At 73.1% G+C, this 24,389-nt stretch carries 20 protein-coding genes and 1 pseudogene; 9 read left to right on the forward strand and 12 right to left on the reverse strand.

All coding sequences use genetic code 11. From position 1 onward, the window contains the following. Positions 1-80: 80 nt before the first annotated feature. Together ACFV57_RS30710 and ACFV57_RS30715 are read left to right on the forward strand one after the other, a co-directional pair. Entirely contained in the window at positions 81-1,412 is a 1,332-nt protein-coding gene (locus tag ACFV57_RS30710; RefSeq protein ID WP_385238892.1) for a DUF2786 domain-containing protein, read from the forward strand. Positions 1,413-1,932: 520 nt separating this feature from the next. Then, complete coding sequence (locus ACFV57_RS30715; protein WP_385238894.1) at positions 1,933-3,300, forward strand: serine hydrolase domain-containing protein; 1,368 nt, start codon at positions 1,933-1,935, stop codon at positions 3,298-3,300. 128 nt (positions 3,301-3,428) lie between these two features. Here the strand turns inward: ACFV57_RS30715 and ACFV57_RS30720 are convergent, their stop codons facing one another. The 5 genes from ACFV57_RS30720 to ACFV57_RS30740 all read right to left on the reverse strand — a co-directional run bounded on the left by ACFV57_RS30720 (position 3,429) and on the right by ACFV57_RS30740 (position 7,943). Then, entirely contained in the window at positions 3,429-3,863 is a 435-nt protein-coding gene (locus tag ACFV57_RS30720) for an acyl-CoA thioesterase (RefSeq protein WP_385238896.1), read from the reverse strand. Between the two features lie 161 nt (positions 3,864-4,024). Then, complete coding sequence (locus ACFV57_RS30725) at positions 4,025-4,381, reverse strand: peptidoglycan-binding protein (protein WP_385238898.1); 357 nt, start codon at positions 4,379-4,381, stop codon at positions 4,025-4,027. Between the two features lie 310 nt (positions 4,382-4,691). Continuing rightward, a complete protein-coding gene (gene mgt, locus ACFV57_RS30730) occupies positions 4,692-5,954 on the reverse strand; it encodes a macrolide-inactivating glycosyltransferase (protein ID WP_385238900.1) in 1,263 nt (420 codons plus the stop codon). A gap of 82 nt (positions 5,955-6,036) precedes the next feature. After that, positions 6,037-6,702, reverse strand: a complete 666-nt coding sequence (gene msrA, locus ACFV57_RS30735; RefSeq protein WP_385238902.1) for a peptide-methionine (S)-S-oxide reductase MsrA — start codon at positions 6,700-6,702, stop codon at positions 6,037-6,039. A 134-nt stretch (positions 6,703-6,836) separates the two neighbouring features. Further along, on the reverse strand, positions 6,837-7,943 hold the full coding sequence (locus tag ACFV57_RS30740; RefSeq protein ID WP_385238904.1) for a hypothetical protein: 1,107 nt from the start codon (positions 7,941-7,943) through the stop codon (positions 6,837-6,839). A 154-nt stretch (positions 7,944-8,097) separates the two neighbouring features. Between ACFV57_RS30740 and ACFV57_RS30745 the strand changes: the two genes are divergently transcribed. Further along, positions 8,098-9,258 carry a cystathionine gamma-synthase gene (locus tag ACFV57_RS30745; protein WP_385238906.1) on the forward strand — a complete coding sequence of 387 codons (1,161 nt, stop codon included), beginning with the start codon at positions 8,098-8,100 and terminating at the stop codon, positions 9,256-9,258. 15 nt (positions 9,259-9,273) lie between these two features. On the opposite strand, the gene ACFV57_RS30750 is transcribed toward ACFV57_RS30745, so the two are convergent. From ACFV57_RS30750 to ACFV57_RS30760, 3 genes are all read right to left on the reverse strand, one after another. Next, the gene (locus ACFV57_RS30750; protein WP_385238908.1) at positions 9,274-9,525 is read right to left on the reverse strand and encodes a hypothetical protein; all 252 of its coding nucleotides are present in this window, start codon (positions 9,523-9,525) and stop codon (positions 9,274-9,276) included. Beyond that, a complete protein-coding gene (locus ACFV57_RS30755; RefSeq protein WP_385238910.1) occupies positions 9,522-10,130 on the reverse strand; it encodes a sigma factor-like helix-turn-helix DNA-binding protein in 609 nt (202 codons plus the stop codon). The genes ACFV57_RS30750 and ACFV57_RS30755 overlap by 4 nt, the downstream gene beginning before the upstream one ends. Before the next feature lie 281 nt (positions 10,131-10,411). Further along, entirely contained in the window at positions 10,412-10,912 is a 501-nt protein-coding gene (locus ACFV57_RS30760) for a MarR family winged helix-turn-helix transcriptional regulator (RefSeq protein WP_385238912.1), read from the reverse strand. A 156-nt stretch (positions 10,913-11,068) separates the two neighbouring features. On the opposite strand from ACFV57_RS30760, the gene ilvA reads away from it, so the two are divergent. From ilvA to ACFV57_RS30775, 3 genes are all read left to right on the forward strand, one after another. Next, the gene (gene ilvA / locus ACFV57_RS30765; RefSeq protein WP_385238914.1) at positions 11,069-12,475 is read left to right on the forward strand and encodes a threonine ammonia-lyase; all 1,407 of its coding nucleotides are present in this window, start codon (positions 11,069-11,071) and stop codon (positions 12,473-12,475) included. A 397-nt stretch (positions 12,476-12,872) separates the two neighbouring features. Next, complete coding sequence (locus ACFV57_RS30770; RefSeq protein WP_385238916.1) at positions 12,873-13,949, forward strand: ATP-binding cassette domain-containing protein; 1,077 nt, start codon at positions 12,873-12,875, stop codon at positions 13,947-13,949. Continuing rightward, positions 13,946-14,806 (forward strand): ABC transporter permease, encoded by an 861-nt coding sequence (locus tag ACFV57_RS30775; RefSeq protein WP_385238918.1) that lies wholly within the window; start codon positions 13,946-13,948, stop codon positions 14,804-14,806. Before ACFV57_RS30770 ends, ACFV57_RS30775 begins: the two co-directional genes overlap by 4 nt. Positions 14,807-14,957: 151 nt before the next feature. On the opposite strand, the gene greA is transcribed toward ACFV57_RS30775, so the two are convergent. Together greA and ACFV57_RS30785 are read right to left on the reverse strand one after the other, a co-directional pair. Further along, entirely contained in the window at positions 14,958-15,455 is a 498-nt protein-coding gene (gene greA / locus ACFV57_RS30780) for a transcription elongation factor GreA (protein WP_385238920.1), read from the reverse strand. A gap of 585 nt (positions 15,456-16,040) precedes the next feature. Beyond that, positions 16,041-16,448, reverse strand: a complete 408-nt coding sequence (locus ACFV57_RS30785; protein ID WP_385238922.1) for a DUF4307 domain-containing protein — start codon at positions 16,446-16,448, stop codon at positions 16,041-16,043. A 95-nt stretch (positions 16,449-16,543) separates the two neighbouring features. Between ACFV57_RS30785 and mca the strand changes: the two genes are divergently transcribed. Together mca and ACFV57_RS30795 are read left to right on the forward strand one after the other, a co-directional pair. Further along, positions 16,544-17,416, forward strand: coding sequence for a mycothiol conjugate amidase Mca (gene mca / locus ACFV57_RS30790; protein ID WP_385238924.1), 873 nt, complete (start codon positions 16,544-16,546; stop codon positions 17,414-17,416). A gap of 4 nt (positions 17,417-17,420) precedes the next feature. Beyond that, entirely contained in the window at positions 17,421-17,711 is a 291-nt protein-coding gene (locus ACFV57_RS30795; protein ID WP_385238926.1) for a hypothetical protein, read from the forward strand. A 203-nt stretch (positions 17,712-17,914) separates the two neighbouring features. Here ACFV57_RS30795 and ACFV57_RS30800 read toward each other — a convergent pair whose 3' ends face one another. Both ACFV57_RS30800 and ACFV57_RS30805 read right to left on the reverse strand, forming a co-directional pair. Then, a complete protein-coding gene (locus tag ACFV57_RS30800; protein ID WP_385238928.1) occupies positions 17,915-21,202 on the reverse strand; it encodes a tetratricopeptide repeat protein in 3,288 nt (1,095 codons plus the stop codon). A gap of 357 nt (positions 21,203-21,559) precedes the next feature. Beyond that, positions 21,560-22,113 (reverse strand): annotated as a pseudogene (locus ACFV57_RS30805) (Uma2 family endonuclease). Between the two features lie 190 nt (positions 22,114-22,303). On the opposite strand from ACFV57_RS30805, the gene ACFV57_RS30810 reads away from it, so the two are divergent. Continuing rightward, positions 22,304-24,373: a thioredoxin domain-containing protein gene (locus ACFV57_RS30810; RefSeq protein WP_385238930.1), complete on the forward strand. Its 2,070-nt coding sequence runs from the start codon at positions 22,304-22,306 to the stop codon at positions 24,371-24,373. The last annotated feature ends 16 nt before the right edge of the window (positions 24,374-24,389 follow it).

The raw sequence follows: 24,389 nt of genomic DNA on the forward strand, positions 1-24,389 counted from the left end.
CTCCCGCCCTCCGCTTTCCTGGGGGGGGGGGCCCCTCCGCGGGGCCGCGTGCGCCCCCCCCGCCTCCGTATGGTGATCGCGTGAGCAAGCGCAAGGACGGACAGCGGCAGCAGGGCCGGGCCGAGGCCGGTGAACTGGTCGGCACCGTGCTCGGCAGCGTCCGGTACGCCGAGGACGGGGCGGCCGCCGAGGACGCCCTGGAGGCCGGGGCTTCCATGCTGGCGGCGGCGCTCGCGGGCCCGGAGGCCGTCAGTGCCGCGCTACTGGCCGCGGCGGTGGACGCCGTAAACCGCTGCTGGCAGGGCGGCTGGCAGCCCGCCGACCTGGAGCGGATCGTACGGCGTGAGACGGGCGGCGGCCCGCGTACCGCTGTTGTTGTGGACGCGATGGCGGCCGAGGCCCAGCGCGCGGGACGGGCGGCGGAGCGTGCCCGCGGTCCTCGCTGGGCGGCCCGGCTGCGCGACCTCGAAGCCGACGTCTGGTGGGGGTCCGAAGGCGCCTACCTGGAGGAGCTGGCGCGTCGCCGCCGCACTTCGCGCTTCGAGACGACGTACGACGTGCTGGCAGCGCTACGCGTCCTCGGTCGGCTGCCCCGCATCACGCCCCTGCCCGCCCCGCAGCCCGCCCGCGCCAGTACGCCCGACGAGTCGCGGGCGCTCGGCCGTATCCGCGGCCTGCTGGCCAAGGCCGAGGGGACGGACTTTCCGGAGGAGGCCGAGGCGCTGTCGGCCAAGGCCCAGGAGCTGATGGCGCGGCACAGCATCGACGAGGCGCTGCTCGATCAGGCCGGAGCCGACCCGGGCACGGGGACCGGCAGCGGCACCGGCTCCGGCAGCGGCACCGGCTCCGGCTCCCGTTCCGGCTCCGGTGGTGGCCGGACCGCCCGCCCCGCCGCCATCCGCATCGGCATCGAGGGCCCGTACGAGCAGGCCAAGGCGCTGCTGCTCGACGCCGTCGCCGCCGCCAACCGCTGCCAGGCCGTCTGGTCCGGTGACGTCGGCTTCTCCACCCTCGTCGGCTTCGAAGCCGACCTGGAGGCGGCCGAACTCCTCTACACCTCGCTGCTCCTCCAGGCCACCACCGCCATGCACCGCGCGGGCGACGAACACCACAGCCGCGGCCGCTCCCGCCGTACCCGGGACTTCCGGCAGACCTTCCTCGTCGCGTACGCCGACCGCATCCGCGCTCGGCTGACGGCGGCCACCGAAGAGGCGACCGCCGAGGCCGCGGGCGGCGCGCCCGGCCTCCTGCCGGTGCTGGCCGCCCGCGAGGTCGCGGTGGCCGAGACCGCCGGCGAACTGTTCCCCGACACCGCCGCCGTCCGGATGCGAGGCGTGCGCGACGCCGCGGGCTGGGAACAGGGCGCGGCGGCGGCCGACCGGGCGCGGCTGGGGGAGCGGCGGCGGAGGTAGCCGGGGCGCACGGCGGGCCTGTACGCGGGAGTCGTACGGGGGGATCGGTACGCGGGAGGCGTACGTGGCGCCCGGCCTCCCCGGCCCGGGGGCTGTTTCCCGCCGACCCGGCTCGGCCGGTTCGCGCTCCTGCTCACGGAGGATGGCGGGCCCCGGCGCGCCCGCGACAATCAAGGCCGGGAGCCCCGGGGCACGGCCATCACGACGGCCTCCCCGGCGTCGCCTCGCTCCTCCGGCGCGCCCGCCCCGGCCTTTCCGGACGGCCCCACGACTCTCCGCGCGCCGGACCACCGCCTCCGCCGCGGCTCCCCGGCGGTCCGCCCCGCACGCGAGCACGGCCCCGCACGCGAGCACCGCCCCGTACGCGAGCACCGCCCCGCACGCGAGCACGGCCCCGTACGCAGGCACCATCCCGTACGTGTGAGTACGCCCGCTCCGCCGCCCAGCTGCTCCGCCGCTCCTCCGCTCGGCCCGGTTCCGCCGCCCCGACTGCCGCACCGCTGATCCGACGGGAGTCCCCATGCCGCTGTCCAGCCTGCTCCGCCGCCGTACGACCGGCGCCGCCGTGGCGCTCGCGCTGTCCCTGGCCACCGCCGCGACGGCCCCGTCCCTGGCCGTACCGCCCGCGGCCGGCACCGCCGCCCACGCGCACGCCATCGCACGCACCCACGCCACCGGCCTCGACCGTGTCACCGGCCTCGACCACCAGGCCCTCGACCGGTCCCTCGCCGCGATCCACAAGGCCGGTATGTACGGCGTCTACTCGGCCGCGCGGGACGGCAAAGACGAGTGGCGGGGGGCCGCCGGTGTCGCCGACGTCGGCACCGGACGCCCGGTCCGCGCCCATATGGAACACCGGGTCGGCAGCGTCACCAAGACCTTCACCGCCGTCGGCGTCCTCCAGCAGGTCGCCAGGGGCCGCATCGACCTCGACGCGCCCGTCGCCCGCTACCTGCCCGGCGTCGTCCCCGGCGAACTGGGCCGCCGGATCACCGTACGGATGCTGCTCAACCACACCAGCGGCATCGGCGACTACATACCGGGCGCCTTCCCCTCCCTGCGCGAGATGGACCCGCGGAGCCTGGACGACAACCGCTTCCGCCACTTCAGCCCCGGGGAACTCGTCCGCTACGGCCTGGCGGAGGAACGGACCGGCGAGCCCGGCGCCACGTACGCGTACTCCAACACCAACTACGTCCTCGCCGGCCTGCTGCTGAACAAGGTCACCGGCCAGGACGCGGAGGCGTACCTGACGCGGCACGTCATCCGCGCGGCCGGGCTGCGGCACACCTACTTCCCGCGCAGCCCCTACATCAAGGGCCCGCACGCGAGGATGTACGAGTCGATGCACGGGCGGATCGACCCGCCGCGCGACTACAGCGTCTACGACATGTCCTGGGCCTGGGCCCTCGGCTCGCTGGTCGCCACGACCGCCGACCTGAACCGCTTCTACCGCACGCTGCTCGGCGGCGGCCTCCTCGGCCCCGCCGAAATGCGGGAGATGCAGACCACCGTCCCGGTCCTGGACCCCGAGGGCCGGGTGCAGATGCACTACGGACTCGGGCTGTACGCGAAGGACATGCCGTGCGGGCGGTTCTGGGGGCATGACGGCGGGGCGTTCGGCGCGGGCACCTACGCGCTGTCGAGCCCGGACGGCCGGCGGCAGCTGGCGCTGGGCATCAACCTGATGAAGTACCAGCGGGAGGGCAACGGCCCGGCCAACCCGCACCCGATCGACGTGGCCCTGAACGAGCACGCCACGCGGGCGCTGTGCGGCGGCGCGGGGGCCGGGCCGGGTTCCGGGGAGGCGACCGGTGACCTGCTCAAGGGCACGCGGCCCGACACCCCGGCACCGGCCGACACCCCGGCACCGGCCTCCCGCCCCTGAGCCCGCCCCCGAATCCGACCCCGACCCGGGTTCGGATTCGAATCCGGCCCCGGATCACCGAACCCGAACCCGAACCCGAACCCGAACCCGATCCCGCTTCCGAATGCGACGGGCGGGGGCAGCACCCCCTATACCCCCAAAACCTCCGGCTCCCCCGCCATCGCCCGGAAGTACTCCGCCGGCCCGCCGACCAGCTTCCGCGCCTCCAGGTCCATCAGCCCGCCCACCGCCGTCACCCGGGCCGCCACGACGCCGTCCGCCACCCGCCGGACCTCCTGCTCGATCCGGAACGTCTTGCCCGCACCCCACACGAAGGCGCAGCTCACCTCGGTCTCGTCGCCGGCCCGCAGTTCCCGCAGATACCGCACGGTGGTCTCCAGCACGACCGGCCCGACTCCCTTCGCCAGCAGGTCACCCTGCCGGATGCCGGCCGCCTCCAGCATCGACCACCTGGCGTGCTCCGCGTACTGGAGGTACACGCTGCCGTTCAAGTGGCCCTGCGAATCCGTCTCGTACCCCCGTACGGACACCCGCACGGCAAACCCGTCCTGTCCCACGCGCACCAGTCCTCCTCCGCCCTCCACTTGGCGCGCTCCCGCACGCCTTCGTACGCTCCCGGGCGCTCTTGTGCGCCGTGATCGCCAGTATGGCCGGTGCGGACCCGCCGCCTTCGGAAAGCCGTTCGTACGCCGGCCCGGCCCCGAACGGCCGGGCCGGCCGTGCCTCAGTAGTGCAGCACCGCCCATGTGTTGGGGCCGACGATGCCGTCGACGCTCAGGCCGGCGGCGCGCTGGAAGTTGCGGACGGCGTTCTCGGTCCTGGTGCCGAAAACGCCGTCGATCGCACCGGGGCTGAAGCCCCACCACTTCAGCAGACACTGGGCGTGTTTGACCGCGGCCCCGGAAGATCCCCTGCTGATGGTCGACTGGCGGTGCGGGCTGCAGCCGTGTTCGCTCCGCGGCGAGGCGGCGGCGGTGGTGGTGGTGGCGGGCGCTTCGGCTGCCGTGGCGACGGTGGCGGCACCGCCCAGGGCGAGCGACGCCGCTGCCGCGATGGGGACCAGGACTCGGATTGCGCGCATGACGAACCCCTTCGGTATGGGAGTACGAACGGGCCGGCCCGGCGCCGCGCCCGTGGAACGCCGTCCCACGCGTCGGCCGGCGAGGCGGACGGGCAGCGGCGTCTTGACTGCGACCAGATACTGTCGGCCGGCCCCAAAGGGGGAAAGGGGGTATTTGTCCGGCGGTTGGCCGGGGGATGTCCGCGCAGGTCGGACGCCGGATCGGGCGGCCCGCCCGGACAACTCGACTCGCGTGGAGCCGCGGAGTCACGGGCAGGAGCCCTCCGTTCCGCCGATGCCGCGGCGGCCTGGCCGGTCCCCGTTCAGGTACTCACCCGGCGGGCAGTTCGGCCTCGATGAGGTCGGCCGCCCGCCGGGTGCCGCCCTCTGCGGCCATCTCCCGCTGGATGGCCGCGAGGCGGCGTCCCACCTCCGGGTCGTCGACGAGCGCGAGCACTGCCGCGCGGAGGGTGTCGGCGTCCGCCTGCTCCATCGGGACGTGGCGGCCGACACCGAGCCCTTGGAGCATGTCCGCGTTGCCGAACTGGTCGACGGCCTGCGGGACGGCCACCATGGGCGTGCCGGTGCCCAGGCCCTCCTGGCTGCCCCCGGCGCCGGCGTGCGTGATGAAGGCGTCCGCCTTCCGCAGGATTGCCAACTGCGGCACCCACTGGTGCACTTCCACGTTCCCGGGGACCTCCCCGAGGTCGTCCGCGGTGACGTGCTTGCCCACCTGGAGCACGACATGCCAGCCCGGCAGGTCGCCGAACGCCTTGATGCACTCGCGGTAGAACCCGGGCTGCCTGGTGAACGACGAGCCGAGCGAGACGAGAAGCACGCGCTCGGCGTCCGCGGGCCGCTCCCAGTCGCCCTGCGCGGCCCGTTCGCCCCGGCAGGCGCCGACGAAGGTGTGCGTCTTCTCGTCGACCCGGTCGGCGCTCGGCTGCAGCGCCTTCGGGATGAGCACGATCGACCGGCGGGGGCGGCCGACGAACGGGTCGGGGTGCTGCGTGATCCTGTTCTCCGTGAGCCAGTTGGTGAACTTCTCGTAGTACGCCCTGCCGCGCTCGGTCGCCTTGGGCTCCGCCCACATCGGCTCGGCGACCTCCTCCTCGTACCCTTCCCACGCGACCAGGTTCGGCGAGAGGGAGATCGCGGGCACGCCCCAGCGGTGGGCGAGGACGCGCGCCGGGTACGAGGTGATGTCGTGCAGTACGAGGTCCGGCTCGTCCCCCCGATATGCCTCGATGAGCTGCGGCAGCGCCTGGATGGCGTCGTCCAGGAACGGCTCGACGTTGTCGAGCAGCGTGGTCCCCCACGCCGACGGGTCGCTCTCGGGCGAGGGCAGCGTCGTGCGGTAAAGGACCGTCTCGGCACCGGTCCCGGCGACCTCCTCCGCCAGGCGCGGCGGAATCGCGTACGTGACGCGGTGTCCCCGGGCGACGAGCTCCCGGATCACTTCGAGGCTCGGGTTCACGTGCCCGTAGGCGGCGATGGAGAACATGGCGATATGGGCACGCTTGACGTGCTGCTGTTCCGTCACGCCCCCAAGGTAAGCGAGACGATACGTATCGTTCAACTTGTTTCGACCCACGACCTCGCGGACCGTCAGCACGCCCGGCGCCACTACGGGCGACTTCGAGCGGTGGGAGGCGGCCGTCCCGCCTCCCCGCAGCTCACCCCTCGGCCCGCGCCACCCCCACCGGGCAGGAGACCCCCGTCCCGCCGATGCCGCAGTAGCCGGCCGGGTTCTTGTCCAGGTACTGCTGGTGGTACCCCTCGGCCGGGTAGAACGGGCGGTCGGCCGCCGGGAGGATTTCGGTGGTGATGTCGCCGTAGCCCGAGGACTTCAGGACGGACTGGTAGGCCGTGCGGGACGCCTCGGCGGTCTGCTGGTCGGCGGGGGAGTGGGGGTAGACGGCGGAGCGGTACTGGGTGCCGGCGTCGTTGCCCTGGCGGAAGCCCTGGGTGGGGTCGTGGGACTCCCAGAAGACCTTCAGCAGGGTGTCGTAGGAGACCTTGGCGGGGTCGTAGACGACGCGGACCGCTTCGGTGTGGCCCGTCAGGCCGCTGCACACCTCTTCGTAGGTGGGGTTCGGGGTGTGGCCGCCCTGGTAGCCGACCAGCGTCGTCCAGACGCCCTCGGTCTGCCAGAACTTGCGCTCGGCGCCCCAGAAGCAGCCCAGGCCGAAGTCGGCGACGCGCAGGTGGTCGGGGTAGGGGCCGAGGAGCGGGTTGCCGAGGACCGTGTGCTGGTCGGGGACGGTGAAGTCGCGCTCGGGGCGGCCCTTGAGGGCCTCCTCGGCGGTGGGGAGGGCGGTCTTGAAGCGGTTGAAGAGCATGGCGTCTCGCTCCAGGGGTTGCGGGAGAGGGCGGTGGCGGCCTGCTTGGTCAACGTCTGGAGGGGGAGGCGCATTCCGCGGTGGAGCCCCTGGGCGGGGCTGCCGGGCGGGGGCGCCGGGCCGGGCAGGCTCGGTTACGGATACGGACGGAAGTGCGCCGACGTGCCGCCCCCGCGCTCCCAGCCGGCCACCGCCAGCGCGCGGTACGCGGCGTACTCGGCGGCGGGGCTGCTGCCGTACGACCACGGGACGGCGCCGACGTGGCCGTCGACCAGGCGCAGCTGTTCCATGGCTTCCTCGTAGCGCTCGGCGCGGACGAGGAACCAGATGAGCAGGTGCCGGACGTGCGGGGCCATGGGGTGGTCCGCCGGGGCCTCGCGCAGGGCGAAGTGGGCGCCCTCTATGGCGCGTTCGACGACGGCGCTCTGGTAGAGGCCGCGGACCATGTTGGCCTCGGGCAGGTGGTCGTGGACCGCGAAGAGCGGGAGGGCGGGCAGCAGGCTCTTGGCGGGGGCGGCAGCGGCGGCGGTCTCGGTGAACGCGTCGGCCTCCTCCTTGGAGCCGTGCCACTTCTGCGACCAGTAGGGCAGCGCGGCGAGGTGGGCGCCCATGTGGTGCGGCGCGCGCTGGGCGACCTTCGACCACAGCGCGTCGTAGTCCGCGCGGCGGTCGCCGAGGCCGCGGGCGACGGCCAGCTCGGTGATGTACGGGACGGGACTGCCGGGGGCCAGCAGGGCCGCCTCGTGGCAGACCGTGCGGGCCTCCTCCAGGATCATGCGGAAATCCTGCGAGCCGGGGTCGCGCAGGGCCTGCAGGACGAGGAACTGGGCGTGCGTCTGTGCGCCGCCCGGGTCCTTGGGCGCCTCCGAACGCCACGTACGCAGCCAGATGCCGCCCTGTCCGGGCCGCTCCGCCAGCTCGAACGCGGCGGCTCCGGCGAGCGTCTGCACGCGCTGCCAGCGGCGCTCCCAGTCCTCGCCGGTGGCGCTCAGCAGCTGCGCGGCTGGGCGCCAGTCGTGGGTGCGCCGGATTTCGTCGAGGGCCTCCTCCAGCTCCTGGTCCGGGCCGGGCAGCCGTACGTCCAGCTCCTGGGCCGGGACGAAGCCGTAGCCCGCCATCGGGTCGGCGGCCACCGCCAGCCCCTGCCGGGCCTGCTGCGCGGCCTGCCTGCGCCGCAGCCAGGGCAGCAGGACGAGACCGCCGAGGGCGGCAGCGGCGAAGAGAACCAGCAGAGCGTCCATGTGGTCAGTCTCGGATTCCGGTCGTGGGATGAGGGCGGGCGGGGCCGGGCTGAGGGCCGGGGCGGGGCGTGGATGTGTCTTGTATGTATCCACTATCCAGCGAAGCAGAAAGTTCCGAAAAGTTCGCGGGTGTGGACGACTACCCTCGGCAGATATGAGCGATCAGCGCGAGCAGCGCCCCCAGAATTTCGAGACCCTTGCCATTCACGCAGGTCAGGAGCCCGACGAGGCGACCGGCGCGGTGGTACCGCCCATCTACCAGGTGTCCACCTACAAGCAGGACGGCGTGGGCGGGCTGCGCGGCGGCTACGAGTACAGCCGCAGCGCGAACCCGACCCGTACCGCCCTTGAAGAGAACCTGGCCGCCCTCGACGGCGGCAGCCGCGGCCTGGCCTTCGCCTCCGGGCTCGCGGCCGAGGACGCCCTGCTGCGCACCCTCCTGGTCCCCGGCGACCACGTCGTCATCCCCAATGACGCGTACGGCGGCACGTTCCGCCTGATCTCCAAGGTCGTCGAGCGGTGGGGGGTGGAGTGGTCGGTCGCCGACACCTCCGACCCGCAGGCCGTACGGGACGCCCTGCGCCCCCGTACGAAGGCGATCTGGGTGGAGACGCCCAGCAACCCGCTCCTCGGCATCACGGACCTCCCCGCGCTCGCGGCCGTCGCGCGCGACGCCGGGGTGCGCCTGGTCGTGGACAACACCTTCGCCAGCCCCTACCTCCAGCAGCCGCTGGCCCTGGGCGCGGACGTGGTGGTCTACTCCACCACCAAGTACATGGGCGGTCACTCGGACGTGGTCGGCGGCGCGCTCGTCGTCGGCGACGCCGCGCTCGGTGACGAACTGGCCTACCACCAGAACGCGATGGGCGCGGTCGCCGGCCCGTTCGACTCGTGGCTGGTGATGCGCGGCCTGAAGACGCTGGCCGTACGGATGGACCGGCACAGCGCCAACGCGTCCCGGATCGCCGACCTGCTCGCCGCGCACGACAAGGTGACCCAGGTCTACTACCCGGGCCTGGCGGAGCACCCCGGCCACGAGATCGCGGCCAAGCAGATGCGTTCCTTCGGCGGCATGGTGTCCTTCCGCGTCGCGGGCGGCGAGCAGGCGGCGGTGGAGGTGTGCAACCGTGCGCGGCTGTTCACCCTCGGTGAGTCGCTGGGTGGCGTGGAGTCGCTGATCGAGCACCCGGGCAGGATGACGCACGCCTCGACGGCGGGCTCGCTGCTGGAGGTCCCGAACGACCTCGTACGGCTCTCGGTCGGCATCGAGTCGATCGACGACCTCGTCGCGGACCTCACGCAGGCCCTCGCGTAGGCGGCGGGCCGCGGCTCACCACCCTTCCAGCGGAGGGGTGGTGTGCGCAGGCGGCGGCAGCCACGGCTGGTCGACGGCCGCCCAGACCAGGAGCGCCGCCAGCGCCGCCAGGACCAGCAGCCACATCAGGTGGCGCGCCAGCCGCCGCTGGGACAGCAGCCGGCGGCCGTTCGCGGCGGCGCGCAGGGCCAGGTCGGGCGGGACCGGCGGGTGCGGTCCGTCCAGCATTCGCCGTACCTCGGCCTCCTTGCGGTCCGGCAGGCTCACGGCGCCACCGCTTTCGCTTCCGGGGGCGGGGGTGCGGACGGCGGGAGCGGTCCCGGTACGGCGGACATGTCCGGTACGCCCTCGGGCTCCGGTGCCGGCGCGCCGACCGGCACCGGCGGCCCCGCGTGCCCGGCGGGGGGATTGCTGCGCATGCGCCCCACGGCTCGCAGGCACAGCGTGTGGACGCGCTCGGCGGGCAGGCCCAGCTGTGCCGCGGTCTGCTCCTCGGCCACGCCCTCGTACAGGCGCAGCACGAGCACCAGCCGCTCCTGAGGGGACAGCCGCGCGAGGAGGCCGCCGGGCGGCGGGCGCCTGCCGTGCCGCAGCGCGCGGGGCAGGCGTTCGCGCCAGGCGGAGTGCGCGAAGTGCGCGGCCATCTCCTGGCGCGTGCGGTCGTACGGGTCCTCGCCGCGGAGCCGGTCCCAGGCGGCGTACGTACGGGCCAGGGCCAGGGTGAGAAGCCGTTCGGCGGCGGGGGCCGGCAAGTCCTCCGGCTCGGCGGTCAGCAGCACGGCGGTGCGCAGCAGACGGCCCGCCGCGCCCGCGACGAACGCCTCGAACTCCCGGGCACGACGGCGTTCCTGGGCTGCCCGCCGCTCTCGCACAGCTACATGGCACGGCAGGCCCGGCACGCGGTCAAGAGGCGGCCGGGAAAAACCGGGAGCCGGGCGGGTGCGCGCCGCCGCGGAGACCGAAGGGGCGCGCACCGCGGGGAGCGCGCGGAGCGTACGCCGTCGCGCGGGCGCGGGAGACCCCTGCGGGGCCGGCGGCCGACTCGGGCGGGCCCGGCCGGCTCAGGGCCCGGCGGCCCGCTCGGGTGTCGGCGGTCGGGTCGGGTGTCTGATGCCTGCTGCCTGGCGCCGGGTGTCAGGTGCCGGGCGCCGGTTCAGGAACTGGACGGCACCGGAGGCAGTGTCGCCGTGACCGTGGACAGTGAGGCGTTGAAACGCGTCAGTAGCGTGCAGAACGCGTCCCGCTCCTCCTCCGTCCACTCCTCCGTGACCAGCGCCATCAGCGCGCGGCGCGAGGCCCGTACCTCCTCCAGGCGGGACCGGCCGCGCTCGGAGAGCTGGAGCACGACCGCGCGCCCGTCCTCGGGGTGCGAGGCGCGGTTGACCAGGCCGGAGTCGACCAGCGGGGCGACCTGCCGGGTGACGGTGGAGGAGTCGATGCCCATGCCGGCGGCCAGCGCCTTGACACCCATCGGACCCTCTTTGTCCAGGCGGTTGAGGAGCAGATAGGCGGCACGGTCCATGGAATTGCGTGCCTGGCCGACGCCGCCGAGCCGGCTCTGTTCGGCGCGGCGGGCGAAAACGGCGACTTGGTGTTGCAGCGCGTCGAGAAGAGCGGGGTCGGTGTGGGTCGTCATGTCCGAAGAGGTGGGCATGGCCGGGAGCTCGCTTCATGGGATGCGTACGGATTGGGGGACAGAGTACGCGGCCCCGGCGCGGAGCGTCCCGGCGCTGCCCAAAGACGTGCACCCGCGGCTCCGGTCCGGCGGCCGGGCGTACCCGCCGCGAATCGAACTGTAAGACTGGGCTTCATGGCCGATCACACGCCGCACGAGTCCACTCCCGCCCCCGGTTCCCCTTCGGGTTCCGCTTCCGGTTCTGCCACCGGCTCGCACCCTGCCCCGGCGTCGGGCCCGGCACGTGCCAAGGCGTCGGACACGGGCCGGGCGCCGGTGTCGGGTTCCGGTTCCGCCTCCGTTTCCGGGCCGGTCGGACGCGCCGCGGACGTCGCCTCCGCCCCGCTCACCGTCGAGGACGTACGGGAGGCGCAGAAGATCCTGTCCGGCGTCTCCCGGGCCACCGCCCTGGAGGGGAGCCGGCACCTGTCCGGTTTGGTGGGGGCGCCGGTGCATCTGAAGTGCGAGAACCTGCAGCGCACCGGCTCGTTCAAAATACGTGGCGCGTACGTGCGGATCGCCGGGCTCGCGCCCGAGGAGCGCGCGGCCGGTGTGGTCGCCGCCAGCGCCGGCAACCACGCGCAGGGCGTCGCCCTGGCGGCCTCGCTGCTCGGGGTGCGCTCGACCGTGTTCATGCCGGTCGGCGCCCCGCTGCCGAAGGTCGCCGCGACCCGGGACTACGGCGCCGAGGTACGGCTGCACGGCCAGGTCGTCGACGAGACGCTGGCCGCCGCCCAGGAGTACGCGCGCGAGACCGGCGCGGTCTTCATCCACCCCTTCGACCACCGGGACATCATCGCGGGCCAGGGCACGGTCGGCCTGGAGATACTCGAACAGTGCCCCGAGGTGCGCACGATCGTCGTGGGCATCGGCGGCGGCGGGCTCGCGGCGGGCGTCGCGCTGGCGGTCAAGGCGCTGCGGCCGGACGTGAAGGTCGTCGGGGTGCAGGCGGCGGGCGCGGCCGCCTACCCGCCCTCGCTGGCGGCCGGGCGTCCGGTCTCGATCGGGACGCCGACGACGATGGCGGACGGCATCAAGGTGGGCCGGCCCGGCGACGTACCGTTCAAGATCATCGGTGCTCTCGTCGACGAGGTCCGCACCGTCTCCGAGGACGAGCTCTCCAGCGCCCTGCTGCTCTGCCTGGAGCGGGCGAAGCTGGTCGTGGAACCGGCGGGGGCGTCGCCGGTGGCGGCGCTGCTGTCGCGGCCCGGGTCCTTCGAGGGGCCGGTGGTCGCGGTGCTGTCCGGGGGGAACGTCGATCCGCTGCTGATGCAGCGCATCCTGCGGCACGGCATGGCCGCCGCGGGGCGCTACCTGTCGCTGCGCCTGCGGCTGACGGACCGGCCGGGCGCCCTCGCGACGCTGCTCGGGGTGATGTCGGCGGTCGACGCCAACGTCCTCGACGTGAGCCACGTACGGACCGATCCGCGCCTCGGACTCACGGAGGCGGAGGTGGAGTTGCATCTGGAGACCAAGGGGCCGGAGCACTGCGCCGAGGTCGGCGTCGCCCTGCGGGAGGCGGGATACACCGTCATGGGCTGACGGGGCGGGGACGGGGGCAGGGGTGCGGGGGCACGGGGGTGTCGGGGCGCGCGGCTGGGGTGCGGGGGTGCCGGGATGCGCGGCCGAGGCGCGGAGGAGTGGGGTGCGGAGGGGCGTGCGGTAGCGCGGTGCGCGGCCGGGGGTGCAGTCGGGGCGCGCGCCCGAGGCAGGCTGCCGGGGCGCGCGGCAGAGGCGGGCAGCCGAGGCGGCGAGCGGGAACAAACGCCGTCTGGCGTATATCGCGATGTATCGCGTGTGGGGTATGGTTCGGGTCCAGACGGAGTGCTGTCGCGTATCGACGCACCTTCCGATGCCGGACATATGCCCGTAGAGCGGGCAATGTCTGACGAAAGTAATATTCCTCCTGGAGTTAACCCCATACCTTGGGAGCACCCACATGCCAGGCGCCATTTACGCCGAGGATCTGGTGAAGACCTTCGGCAAGGTGAGGGCTCTGGACGGCGTCGATCTCGACGTCCCCGAAGGAACCGTCCTCGGTCTGCTCGGCCCGAACGGCGCGGGCAAGACCACCGCCGTACGGGTTCTGACCACCCTGCTCCGGCCCGACCGCGGCACCGCGGTCGTCGCCGGTATAGACGTCCTCAAGCACCCCGACGAAGTACGCCGCTCCATCGGCCTGTCCGGCCAGTTCGCCGCCGTCGACGAGTATCTGACGGGCCGTGAAAACCTGATGATGGTCGGCCAGCTCTACCAGATGAGCGGCCGCGACGCGAAGGCCAGGGCCGCCGACCTGCTGGAGCGTTTCCGCCTCACCGACGCCGGCGACCGGCCGGCCAAGACCTACTCCGGCGGTATGCGGCGACGGCTCGACCTGGCGGCCGCGCTGGTCGTCAGCCCGCCCGTGATGTTCATGGACGAACCCACCACGGGCCTGGACCCGCGCAACCGCCAGCAGTTGTGGGAGGTCATCCAGGAACTGGTCGCCGGCGGCACGACGCTGCTGCTCACCACGCAGTACCTGGAAGAGGCCGACCACCTCGCGCACGACATCTGCGTGGTCGACCACGGCAAGGTCATCGCCCGTGGCACCTCCGACGAACTGAAGGCCCGTACGGGCGGCGAGCGCGTGGAGGTCGTCGTGCACGCCGCCGAGCACATCGCGCCCGCCGACGAGGTGCTGCGCGGCTTCGGCAAGGGCGACAGCAAGATCGAGCGGCACACCCGCAAGATCACGGTCCCGGTGACCGGCGGCGCCAAGCTGCTCGCCGAGGTCATCCGCGAACTGGACGCGCGCGGCGTCGGGATCGACGACATCGGCCTGCGCCGGCCGACCCTGGACGACGTGTTCATCTCGCTGACCGGCCACGCCGCCGAAACGGCGGAGGGCGACGCCGGGAGCGGCGGGAGCGAGGACGCCGGGGAAGGCGAGGGCGGCGGCCCGGACCGCGGCGGACGCTCGCAGCGCCGGTCGCCGAAGCGGGCCCGTAAGACCCCTGAGGAGGGTGCCAAGTGAGCGCCGTTACCCACACATCGCCGCGCGCCGGCGTACCGAAGCGGCGCGGCGCGGTCAGCCAGTCCGTCCGGGACTCCCTGGTCGTTGCAAAGCGCAACCTTATTCGTATGGTGCGCATTCCCGAAATGGTCATTTTCGGGCTGATCCAGCCCATCATGTTCGTGGTGCTGTTCAGCTATGTCTTCGGCGGCTCCATCGCCGTCGGCGGCAGCACCTCGCCCGCGGCCTATCGCGAGTTCCTGATGGCCGGCATCTTCGCGCAGACCGTCACCTTCGCCACCGCCGGAGCCGGCGCGGGCATCGCCGACGACATGCACAAGGGCCTGATCGACCGGTTCCGCTCACTGCCCATGGCGCGCGGCGCCGTCCTGACCGGCCGTACCCTCGCCGACCTGGTGCAGACCGCGCTGACGCTGGTCGTCCTGGCGATCGTCGCCCTGCTGGTCGGCTGGCGCACCCACGAGAACCTCGGCAAGGTCGTGGCCGGTTTCGCGCTGCTGCTCCTGCTCGGGTACGCGTTCTCCTGGATCGGCGCGCTGATCGGCCTGTCCGTACGGACGCCGGAGGCCGCCACCTCGGGCGGGCTGATCTGGCTCTTCCCGCTGACGTTCATCTCGAACGCCTTCGTGCCGTCCGACAACATGCCGACGTTCCTGCGGCACATCGCGGAGTGGAACCCCTTCAGCGCCACGGTCCAGGCGGCCCGGCAGCTGTTCGGCAACCTGCCGCCGAACTACCAGGCCCCCGACGCCTGGCCGATGCAGCATCCGGTACTGGCGACGCTGCTCTGGTCCGTCGTGATCATCGTGGTCTTCCGTACGCTCGCGGTGCGCAAGTACCGGTCGGCCACGGCCTGAGGCGGGCCGGGCCCCGGACGCGGGGGCCCGGGGCCCCGCGGGCGCGCCGCCGCCCGTAGGCCGCCGCCACCCCGTACGCACGCGACCGGCCCGGAGCCGCTGGGGCTCCGGGCCGGTCGACGTCAGGCCGCGGGCGGGCGCCGCGCGGCGCTCAGCCCGTGTACGGCTTGGCTTCGAGGATCTTCACCGAAGCCGTCTTGCCGTTGGGGAGTTCGTACTCGGCGGTCTCGCCGATCTTCTTGCCGTTCACCCCGGAGCCCAGCGGGGACTGCGGGGAGTAGGTCTCGATGTCCGAGCTCGCGTACTCCCGCGAGGCCAGCAGGAACGTCAGGGTGTCGTCCGGGTCTCCGTCGAACGCGATGGTGACGACCGTGCCGGGGGCCACGACACCAGTGGCGGCGGGCGCCTCGCCGACCTTCGCGGTCTCCAGCAGCTGCTTGAGCTGGCGCATCCGAAGGTCCTGCTTGCCCTGCTCTTCCTTGGCCGCGTGGTACCCGGCGTTCTCCTTCAGGTCACCTTCCTCGCGGGCCGCCGCGATCTTCTCGGTGATCTCGGCGCGTGCGGGACCAGACAGGTACTCCAGCTCGGCCTTGAGCTGGTCATACGCCTCCTGGGTCAGCCAGGTGACGTTGTCGCTGGTCTGGGTCACAGGTGCTCCTCGTCGGTGCTGGGGATAAATCAAACGCCCTACCAGGAAGGCTGCGCCTCCACGGGTGGGCGAAACCACGAGCCTAACAATTCCGGCACAAAACGGGGAAGGGGAATTTCGCCGGGAAGCCGAGAGGTCCGGATCGTGGCCGGTCACCGCGCCGGTTCCGGGGCGTGTGTGGCGACACACCGGGATGAGGCGGAGGGGGTACCGGGGGCGGGCGGCGGGGCGGGGCGCGGGATGGGCCTGTGTTGGGCGGTTGCCTGGGGGTTTGCCGTCGTTCCGGCGCAGGGGGAGCCGGGGGGCTCCTGGCCCGTCGGTTGGCTGGCGGTCGTCGGGCGGCCGGTTGGCGCCTGGTCATCGATCGGGCAGGTGGCTGGTTGGCCGGTCGGTTCCTGGTCGTCGGTCGGCCGTAGCTGGGGCCGTCCGTTATCCGGGGCCGTCCGTGCGTTGGACGTGGCCATGGCGGCCGTCAGCCGTAGCCGACGGTCGGCTGTCGCGGCCGTCAGGCGTGGCGACTGTCGGGCGTGGCGGCCGTCGGCTGTCGCGTATGCCGGCCGCGGTGTCCGTCAGCCGTCGCGTCCGTCAGCCGCCCGAGGACGTGCAGCCGACCAGTACCGCGTTGGTCGCCCGTGCCGTCGTACGCACCGTGACCTCCACGTCCACCTGCTCCTTCGGCGCGTCGACGGTGACGTCCTTGCGCCCCACCTCGGCGCCGCTGTCCGCCTGCGAGCGCAGCGTGCACACGCCGGTGTCGTCCTTGCCCTTGACGACTTCGAGGTGCACCTTGACGGCATGGTCCGAAACCCGGTTCCAGGTGATCACCCGGCCGCTCAGCTCCTGTCCGGAGATGTAGGAGAAACCGGACCAGCCGACCACGCCCAGGAGCGCGACGCCCAGTACGGCGCCGATGATCTTCAGCTTGCGGTCCGCGCGCTGGTCTGCGGAGCGGCCGTAGCGTCCGTCGGGCAGCCCTTCGCGCACCGAGGTCATGATCGCTCCTCCTGCCGGGGGCTCCGGAATTAATCGCCCCGCGCTTCGGTCACTATAGGAAACATCTTCTCCGGCCTTTCACTGAGGATCGAGTCTTGACTGAGCAACTGCGACTGATGGCAGTGCACGCCCATCCCGACGACGAGTCGAGCAAGGGCGCGGCCACCATGGCCAAGTACGTGTCCGAGGGGGTGGACGTGCTGGTCGCCACCTGCACGGGCGGGGAGCGCGGCTCCATCCTCAACCCCAAGCTCCAGGGCGACCCGTACATCGAAGAGCACATTCACGAAGTGCGGAAGAAGGAGATGGACGAGGCCCGGGAGATCCTGGGCGTCAAGCAGGAGTGGCTGGGATTCGTCGACTCCGGGCTGCCCGAGGGCGACCCGCTGCCGCCGCTGCCCGACGGCTGCTTCGCCCTCCAGGACGTGGACGCGGCGGCCGAACCGCTGGTGAAGCTGATCCGCGAGTTCAAGCCGCAGGTCATCACGACCTACGACGAGAACGGCGGCTACCCGCACCCCGACCACATCATGACCCACAAGATCACGATGGTGGCCTTCGAGGCGGCCGGCGACCCGGAGAAGTACCCGGACGCGGGCGAGCCCTGGCAGCCGCAGAAGCTCTACTACAACCAGGGCTTCAACCGGCCGCGCACCGTCGCGCTGCACGAGGCGCTGCTGGAGCGCGGCCTGGAGTCGCCGTACGGGGAGTGGCTGGAGCGCTGGAAGGACTTCGAGCGCCGCGAGCGCACGCTGACCACCTACGTCCCCTGCGCCGACTTCTTCGAGATCCGCGACAAGGCGCTGATCGCGCACGCGACGCAGATCGACCCCGACGGCGGCTGGTTCCGGGTGCCGATGGACATCCAGCGGGAGGTCTGGCCGACGGAGGAGTACGAGCTCGCCAAGTCGCTCGTCGACACGTCCCTCCCCGAGGACGACCTCTTCGCGGGCATCCGCAACAATTGATTCCATGATGAGCGCGACTAGCACCCTCGCCGTGACGCACTTCGTCACCCTTGCCGACAGCTTCGACAAGGACAAGGTGACCCCGGGCGTCCTCGGCTTCATCGTGTTCGCGGTCATCGGCGGCGCCGTATGGCTGCTGATGAAGTCCATGAACAAGCAGATGAAGAAGGTCGACTTCGAGGAGAGCCCGGAGGCGCCCGCCTCCTCCGGCGACACGGAGGCGGCGAAGAAGGGCCAGGCCAAGCGCCAGGCGAAGGGACAGCCCTCCGGGAAGGCCCAGCCCAAGACGGGCTGAGCGACCCCCGGACGCCGGGCCGGCGGCCCAGCCGCCGGTCGGGGCGGGACGGCCCATCCGCTGGTCGGGGGACGGCCCATCCGCCGAGCGGGGCAAGCCGGTCCGCCCGCCGAGCGGGGGGAGGCCGGTCCGCCCGCAGCGTGGGGCAAGCCGGTCCGCCCGCTGGTCGGGGCGGCTCACCGATGCCTCCGGCCCCTCCGGCCTCACTGCGACGGGGCTATGGTCACCCCCATGACCTCGCGCGCGTGGCGGTTCGGCACCATGCCGAGCCGCCATGCCTCCCACCCCGTTTCCGGCTCCACACCGCGGTCCAGCAGCAGCCCGAACGTCTCCGCGCAGTCCTCCACCTTCGAGTCGCGGGTCGCGTGCCCGTCCCGCGCGAGCTGCGCCAGCTCCTCCTGCGCGACCGCCGTGCCGACCACCGAGCCGCCCGGTGAGGCGAACGGCAGCAGCGTGCAGCGCAGGAAGCGGGCCCAGTCCTCGCCGCGCCGGTCCCCGTAACCGGCGAACGTCCGCGCCGCCTCGTCGGCCAGCTCCAGCGCCTGCGCCGTCCGGCCGTTGCCCGCGTCGATGATCACCAACTCCAGGCAGGACCAGGCCTCCCCGTGGGGGACGCCGATCCGCTGGAAGTCCTTGCGGGCGTCCTGGAGCAGCTGCCGGGCGAACCCGCTGTTGCGCAGCGAGCCGGTCTGCGCGGCCCGCAGGTCCCGCGTGACACGCCCCGAGTGGTGCCGGGCGCAGGCGAGGCCGTAGCCGTCCTGCATCCGGCTGAACATCGTCCGGGACCGCTCCAGGTGCCGCAGCGCCGCGTCCAGATCGCCCTGCTCCTCCAGCGACTGGCCGAGGTAGTACAGCGTCCACGCCTCGCCGCGGGCGTCCTCGTGGCGCCGGTGCAGGGGCAGCGCCTGGCGCAGCTGGTCCACCGCCGGGCCCGGGTCGCCGGCGACCAGCCGGGCCCGCGCCAGCTGGGTCATCGCCCACGCCTCGCCGCGGTCGTCGTGCGTCCGGCCGTACAGCTCCATGGCCGCGTGGAACTCGCGCTCCGCCCCCGGGACCTCGCCCATCCGCAGGTAAACCTGGCCGAGCTGGAAGTGCGCCCACGCCTGGCCGTGCAGGCTCTCGCTCTCCCGGTGCAGCTCCAGGGACTCGCGCAGCAGCTCCAGCGCCTCCGACACCTGCGCGCGGTCGCGCTCCACCGCCGCCAGCGCGTGCAGCGTCCACGCCCGGTCACCGCGCATGTCCGCGCCGGACTGCATCCCCATGGCCTCGCGCAGCTTCGCCGCGGCCTCCGTCAGATTGCCCTGCTGCTGGAGTGTGATGCCCAGGTCACGCAGGGCGCGCGCGGCGCCGACCGGGTGCTGCGCCTCGAAATACAGGTCGACCACCGAGGTCAGGGTCGTACGGGCCTTGTCCAGCTCGCCGAGCTGACGGGCCGCGACGCCGGTGCGCCACTGCACGGACCGTACGAGAAGGCCCTGGTCGGCGGCCTTGGTCAGCTCGCTCAGCTCGCCGAGGCGGTACAGGTCGCCGCGCAGCAGGCAGTAGTCGGCCAGGGCTCCCAGCAGATGGGAGACGGTCGCCTGGTCCACGTCCTGGTCGGCGTGGCGCAGGGCCGCCGTGATGAAGCTGGTCTCGTCGTCCAGCCACTGGAGGGCCGCGTCCAGGGAGGTGAAGCCGTGCGAGCCGAAGCGGTCGGCGCGGGTGGACGTGCGGCCGTCCACCAGGCGGATCACCGAGTCGGCCAGCTCCGCGTAGCTGCGGATCAGGCGCTCCTGGGCCGTGCCGCGCTCGGCCGGGTCCTCCTCGTCCACCAGGCGGGCGTGCGCGAAGTGGTGCACGAGGGCGTGCAGCCGGTAGCGGTCGCTGCGCACGCGCTCGATCAGCCCCGAGTCGGCCAGCGCCGACAGCTGCCGCTCGGCCTCCGGCACGTCCACGCCCAGCAGCGCCGCCGCGGCGGCCGCCCCCAGGCTGGCCCGCCCCACCAGCGCGAGCCGGCGCAGCAGCCGCCGGGCCGTCTCCGGCTGGTCCCCGTAGCGCAGCCACAGCGCCGTCTCGGCCGGGGTCGCCCGGTCCCCGGCGGCCGGGCAGCGCGCGGCGCTCTCCTCAAGATCCGCCGCCAGCCCGGCGGGCGAGCGGGGGCCCAGCGAGGAGCCGGCCACCCGCAGCGCCAGCGGCAGTCCGGCGCACAGCTGCGCTATCCGCTCCACGGACCGGCGGTCGTACGGACCGGTCTCGCCCTCGGTCTCGTCGGCGGCGGCCCGCAGCAACTCCTCCGTGCCCGCCGAGTCGAGCGCGCCCACCGGCAGCTGGTGCACCCACGCCTGGAGGTCGCCGGGCAGCTCCATGGGCTCGCGGGTGGTCACCAGCACCAGGCTGTCCGAACGGTCCGGCACCAGGAGACGCACCTGCTCCGGGTCAAAGGCGTCGTCCAGCAGGACCGTCACGGGCAGGCCCGTCAGGTGCTTGTGATACAGCTCGGTGAGCCGTTTGACGTGCTGCTCCTGGGAGGGCCGCTCCCGGAACAGGAGCTGCTCGCGCGGCGCGCCGAGCCGGTTGAGCAGATGCAGCAGCGCGTCCCGCGTCGGCAGCGGGGTCTCGCCCGGTGTGTCCCCGCGCAGATCCACCACACAGGCGCCGCGGAACTGGTCGCGCAGCTGGTGCGCGGCCCGCACCGCGAGTGCCGTGCGCCCCGAGCCGGGCTCGCCGTGCAGCACCACGACCGTGGGCCGGGTCTCCGTGCTCGCGCGGGCGGCGTGCACCCACTGCGCGATCTGCGTCAGATGCGCCCGCCGCCCGGCGAACGGCTGCTCCGGCTGCGGCAGCTGGGCGAAGGACTGCTCCAGCACGGACCGCTGGCGGGCCGCCGCGCTGCGGTCCGCGCCGCGCAGCTGCGGCACCCGGGTGCCGCGGGAGGCGGCGGGCGCTCCGGAGGAGGCGCCGCGCGTGGCCGCCGTCAGCATCCGCTGCTGGTCCAGGAACGGGCGGATACCGCGCACCTCCAGCGCCGTCAGCCACTGCAGCCGCAGCTGCTCGGGGCCGCCCGGCTGCCCGCGCATCCCCGCCTGCCGGTGGGCTGCGGGCCAGTGCCCCGCAGTCAGCTTCACGACCGTCGCCGCGGCGCCCGCGGCCACCACCGAGGCCCCGACGCCGAGGGCCGTTCCGGGACCCGTCCCGTACGCGAGGTCCGTGCCGAAGGCGGCCACCGCCGCGACCAGGGTGGCCACCGCCGGTGTGCTCAGCTCCTTGCGCGACAGCCGCTCGGACAGCGGCCGTTGACCGGCCGCCGACTCGTCCAGCGCGTGCACGTACGCGCCGTACTCCTCGGACGCCGTACCCGCCAGGTCGTCCAGCACCGCACGGGCACGGGACAGCAGCACGCCCCGGTCCAGGGTCCCTCCCGAGCGCCGGACCTCCTCCTCGACGGCCCGCGACAGCAGCCCGTCCGCCTCCGCCCGATGACTGTCACGCAGCACAGCCGGTGAGTCCGCCATGCCATCCCCCTCCTGCAGTTCCAGCGTCCCGGCAGGTTCCGGGTGCTCCCGGAAGCCCCGGCCTCCCAGCGCTCCGCGACGGCCGGGACAGCGCCCCCGTCCAGCCCCGCGGTGATCGGCTCCGTACCCATCAGTCTTCCGCTTCCGCACCGAATCCGGCAGCCCTGTGGATAACTCCCCGCCCAACCCCTCCGCCACCCACCACGGCCACGCCGCCAAGGCAGAACGACCGCGCGTCGAACCGTCTGGCTCAGGAGACTTCCCCAAATCGGCTGCGACACGCCGGTGGGGGTGGATCGGTGGCCGAAGGGGGAAGTCGATCTTGTCGGAGCGACGAAGAGAACTCGCCCGGCGCTGTCAGACAGTTCCCAGGTCCACGGTGACGGAGACGGGCGCGGCAGCCTTGATCACGCCGGTGAACATCTCGCCGTCCCGGTAGGCCTTGGTGGCGGGTCGAGCACGTAGGTGTAGGCGATCGGGACGCCGGTGACGGCCTGTTCGATGCGCCAGTAGAAGGGAATGCCGGCCTTGGCGTACTGGTCCACCTTCACGATCCGGTCGGTGGTCTCCGAACCGGGCGACACGACCTCGACGACCAGGAGTACGTGTTCGGGGCGGGTGGGTGTGAGGTTGATGGTCTCCGCCCGGTAGACGACGACGTCCGGGCGGCGGTTGGTCAGGGGAACGTCCTGCAGGCGGACGTCGAAGTCCGTATCGGCGTTCCAGACCGGGCCCGCCGCGGCGTCCAGGGCATTGGCCAGGACCCGGGCCAGCCGCTTGCGCCGCTTGGAGGCGCTCGGGCTCACGACGGCCATCCCGTCCACGACCTCGATGCCGGCACACTGTTCTTCGGACCAGGAGTCGTACTGCTCCGCGCTGATCCGGCTGTGCATCCCCGCCGGCATCCCCATCCCGGAGGCCATGCTGTGCCTCCTTCGAGGAGCTTCCACAGTTCCAGCGCTGCCGGGCGCAGCCTACTGTCCCGCCGTCCCGAGGTGCCCGTCTCCGGAAGGAGCGAGCTGTTTCGGTGCGGTTCGGACGGGCGGACGGAGTCCGTGCGGGTTCCACGGTGGGGAAGGGCGCTGTGAGAGGCTGGGCCGTATGAACCGGCTGGCTGGTGTGACCTCGCCTTATCTGCTTCAACACGCGGACAATCCGGTCGACTGGTGGCCCTGGACACCGGAGGCTTTCGAGGAGGCGCGGCGGCGCGATGTGCCCGTGCTGCTGTCGGTCGGTTACTCGGCGTGTCACTGGTGTCACGTGATGGCCCACGAGAGTTTCGAGGACGAGGGCGTCGCCGCGCTGATCAACCAGCACTTCGTGCCCGTGAAGGTGGACCGTGAGGAGCGGCCCGACGTGGACGCGGTCTACATGGAGGCCGTGCAGGCCGCCACCGGGCAGGGCGGCTGGCCGATGACCGTCTTCCTGACGCCCGAGGCCGAGCCGTTCTACTTCGGTACGTACTTCCCGCCCGCGCCGCGCCACGGGATGCCGTCCTTCCCGCAGGTCCTGGAGGGCGTACGGAGAGCCTGGACGGACCGCCGCGACGAGGTGGGCGAGGTCGCCGGGCGGATCGTCGCCGACCTGTCCGCGCGGTCGATCTCCGAGACGCTGGCCCAGGGCGAGCCGGTGCCGCCGGGCCCGGAGGACCTGGCCGCCGCGCTGCTGGCCCTGACCCGCGACTTCGACGCCGTGCACGGCGGATTCGGCGGGGCGCCCAAGTTCCCGCCGTCCATGGCGCTGGAGTTCCTGCTGCGCCACCACGCCCGTACGCAGTCCGAGGCGGCCCTGCAGATGGTGCAGGCGACCGCCGAGGCGATGGCCCGCGGCGGGATCTACGACCAGCTCGGCGGCGGCTTCGCGCGCTACGCGGTCGACGCGTCCTGGACGGTGCCGCACTTCGAGAAGATGCTCTACGACAACGCGCTGCTGTGCCGCGCGTACGCGCACCTGTGGCGCGCCACCGGGTCGGACCTGGCCCGCCGCGTCGCCGTGGAGACCGCCGAGTTCATGGTGCGCGAACTCCGTACCGAACAGGGCGGCTTCGCCTCCGCGCTGGACGCCGACTCCGACGACGGGAACGGCAGGCACGCCGAGGGCGCGTACTACGTATGGACGCCCGGCCAGCTGCACGACGTCCTGGGCGAGAAGGACGCCGCGATCGCCGCGCACTACTTCGGTGTGACCCAGGAGGGCACCTTCGAAGAGGGCGCCTCCGTACTGCAACTCCCCGACACCGACGACCTGGTGGACGCCGAGCGCATCGCGGGCATCAAGGAGCGGATGCGCGCGGCCCGCGACTCCCGGCCGCGCCCCGGCCGGGACGACAAGGTCGTCGCCGCCTGGAACGGCCTGGCCATCGCGGCCCTCGCCGAGACCGGCGCCTACTTCGACCGCCCCGACCTGGTGCAGGCCGCCACGGACGCCGCCGACCTGCTCGTCCGCGTCCACATGGACTGGCAGGCGCGCCTGCACCGCACCTCCCGGGACGGCGTTGCGGGCGCCAACTCCGGCGTGCTGGAGGACTACGCGAACGTCGCCGAGGGCTTCGCCGCGCTCTCCGCGGTCACCGGCGAGGGCGTCTGGGTGGAGTTCGCCGGCCTCTTCCTGGACACGGTCCTGGTGCACTTCGCCGCCGAGGACGGCACGCTCTACGACACCGCCGACGACGCCGAGCAGCTGATCCGCCGCCCGCAGGACCCCACCGACAACGCCACGCCGTCCGGCTGGACCGCGGCCGCCGGCGCGCTCCTGTCGTACGCCGCGCTGACCGGCAGCGGCCCGCACCGGGACGCCGCCGAAAGCGCCCTGGGCGTCGTCAAGGCGCTGGCCGGCCGGGCGCCGCGTTTCATCGGGTGGGGGCTGGCCGTCGCCGAGGCCGCGCTGGACGGGCCGCGCGAGGTCGCGGTCGTCGGCCCGGACGGCGACCCGGCCACCCGGGCGCTGCACCGCGCCGCCCTCCTGGGCACCGCGCCCGGCGCGGTGGTCGCCCTCGGGGAGCCCGGTATGGAGCCCGGCAGTGAGGAGGTGCCGTTGCTGAAGGACCGCCCGCTGGTCGACGGCCGGCCCGCCGCGTACGTCTGCCGTCATTTCACGTGCGAGCGCCCGACGACCGACCCGGAGGAGTTGAGGGAGAGGCTCCGGGGCACGGGCGAAGGGCTGAAAGGCTGAGGGTGAAGGGGCGGCG

This window comes from Streptomyces sp. NPDC059788, assembly GCF_042732265.1.
Classification (GTDB): domain Bacteria; phylum Actinomycetota; class Actinomycetes; order Streptomycetales; family Streptomycetaceae; genus Streptomyces.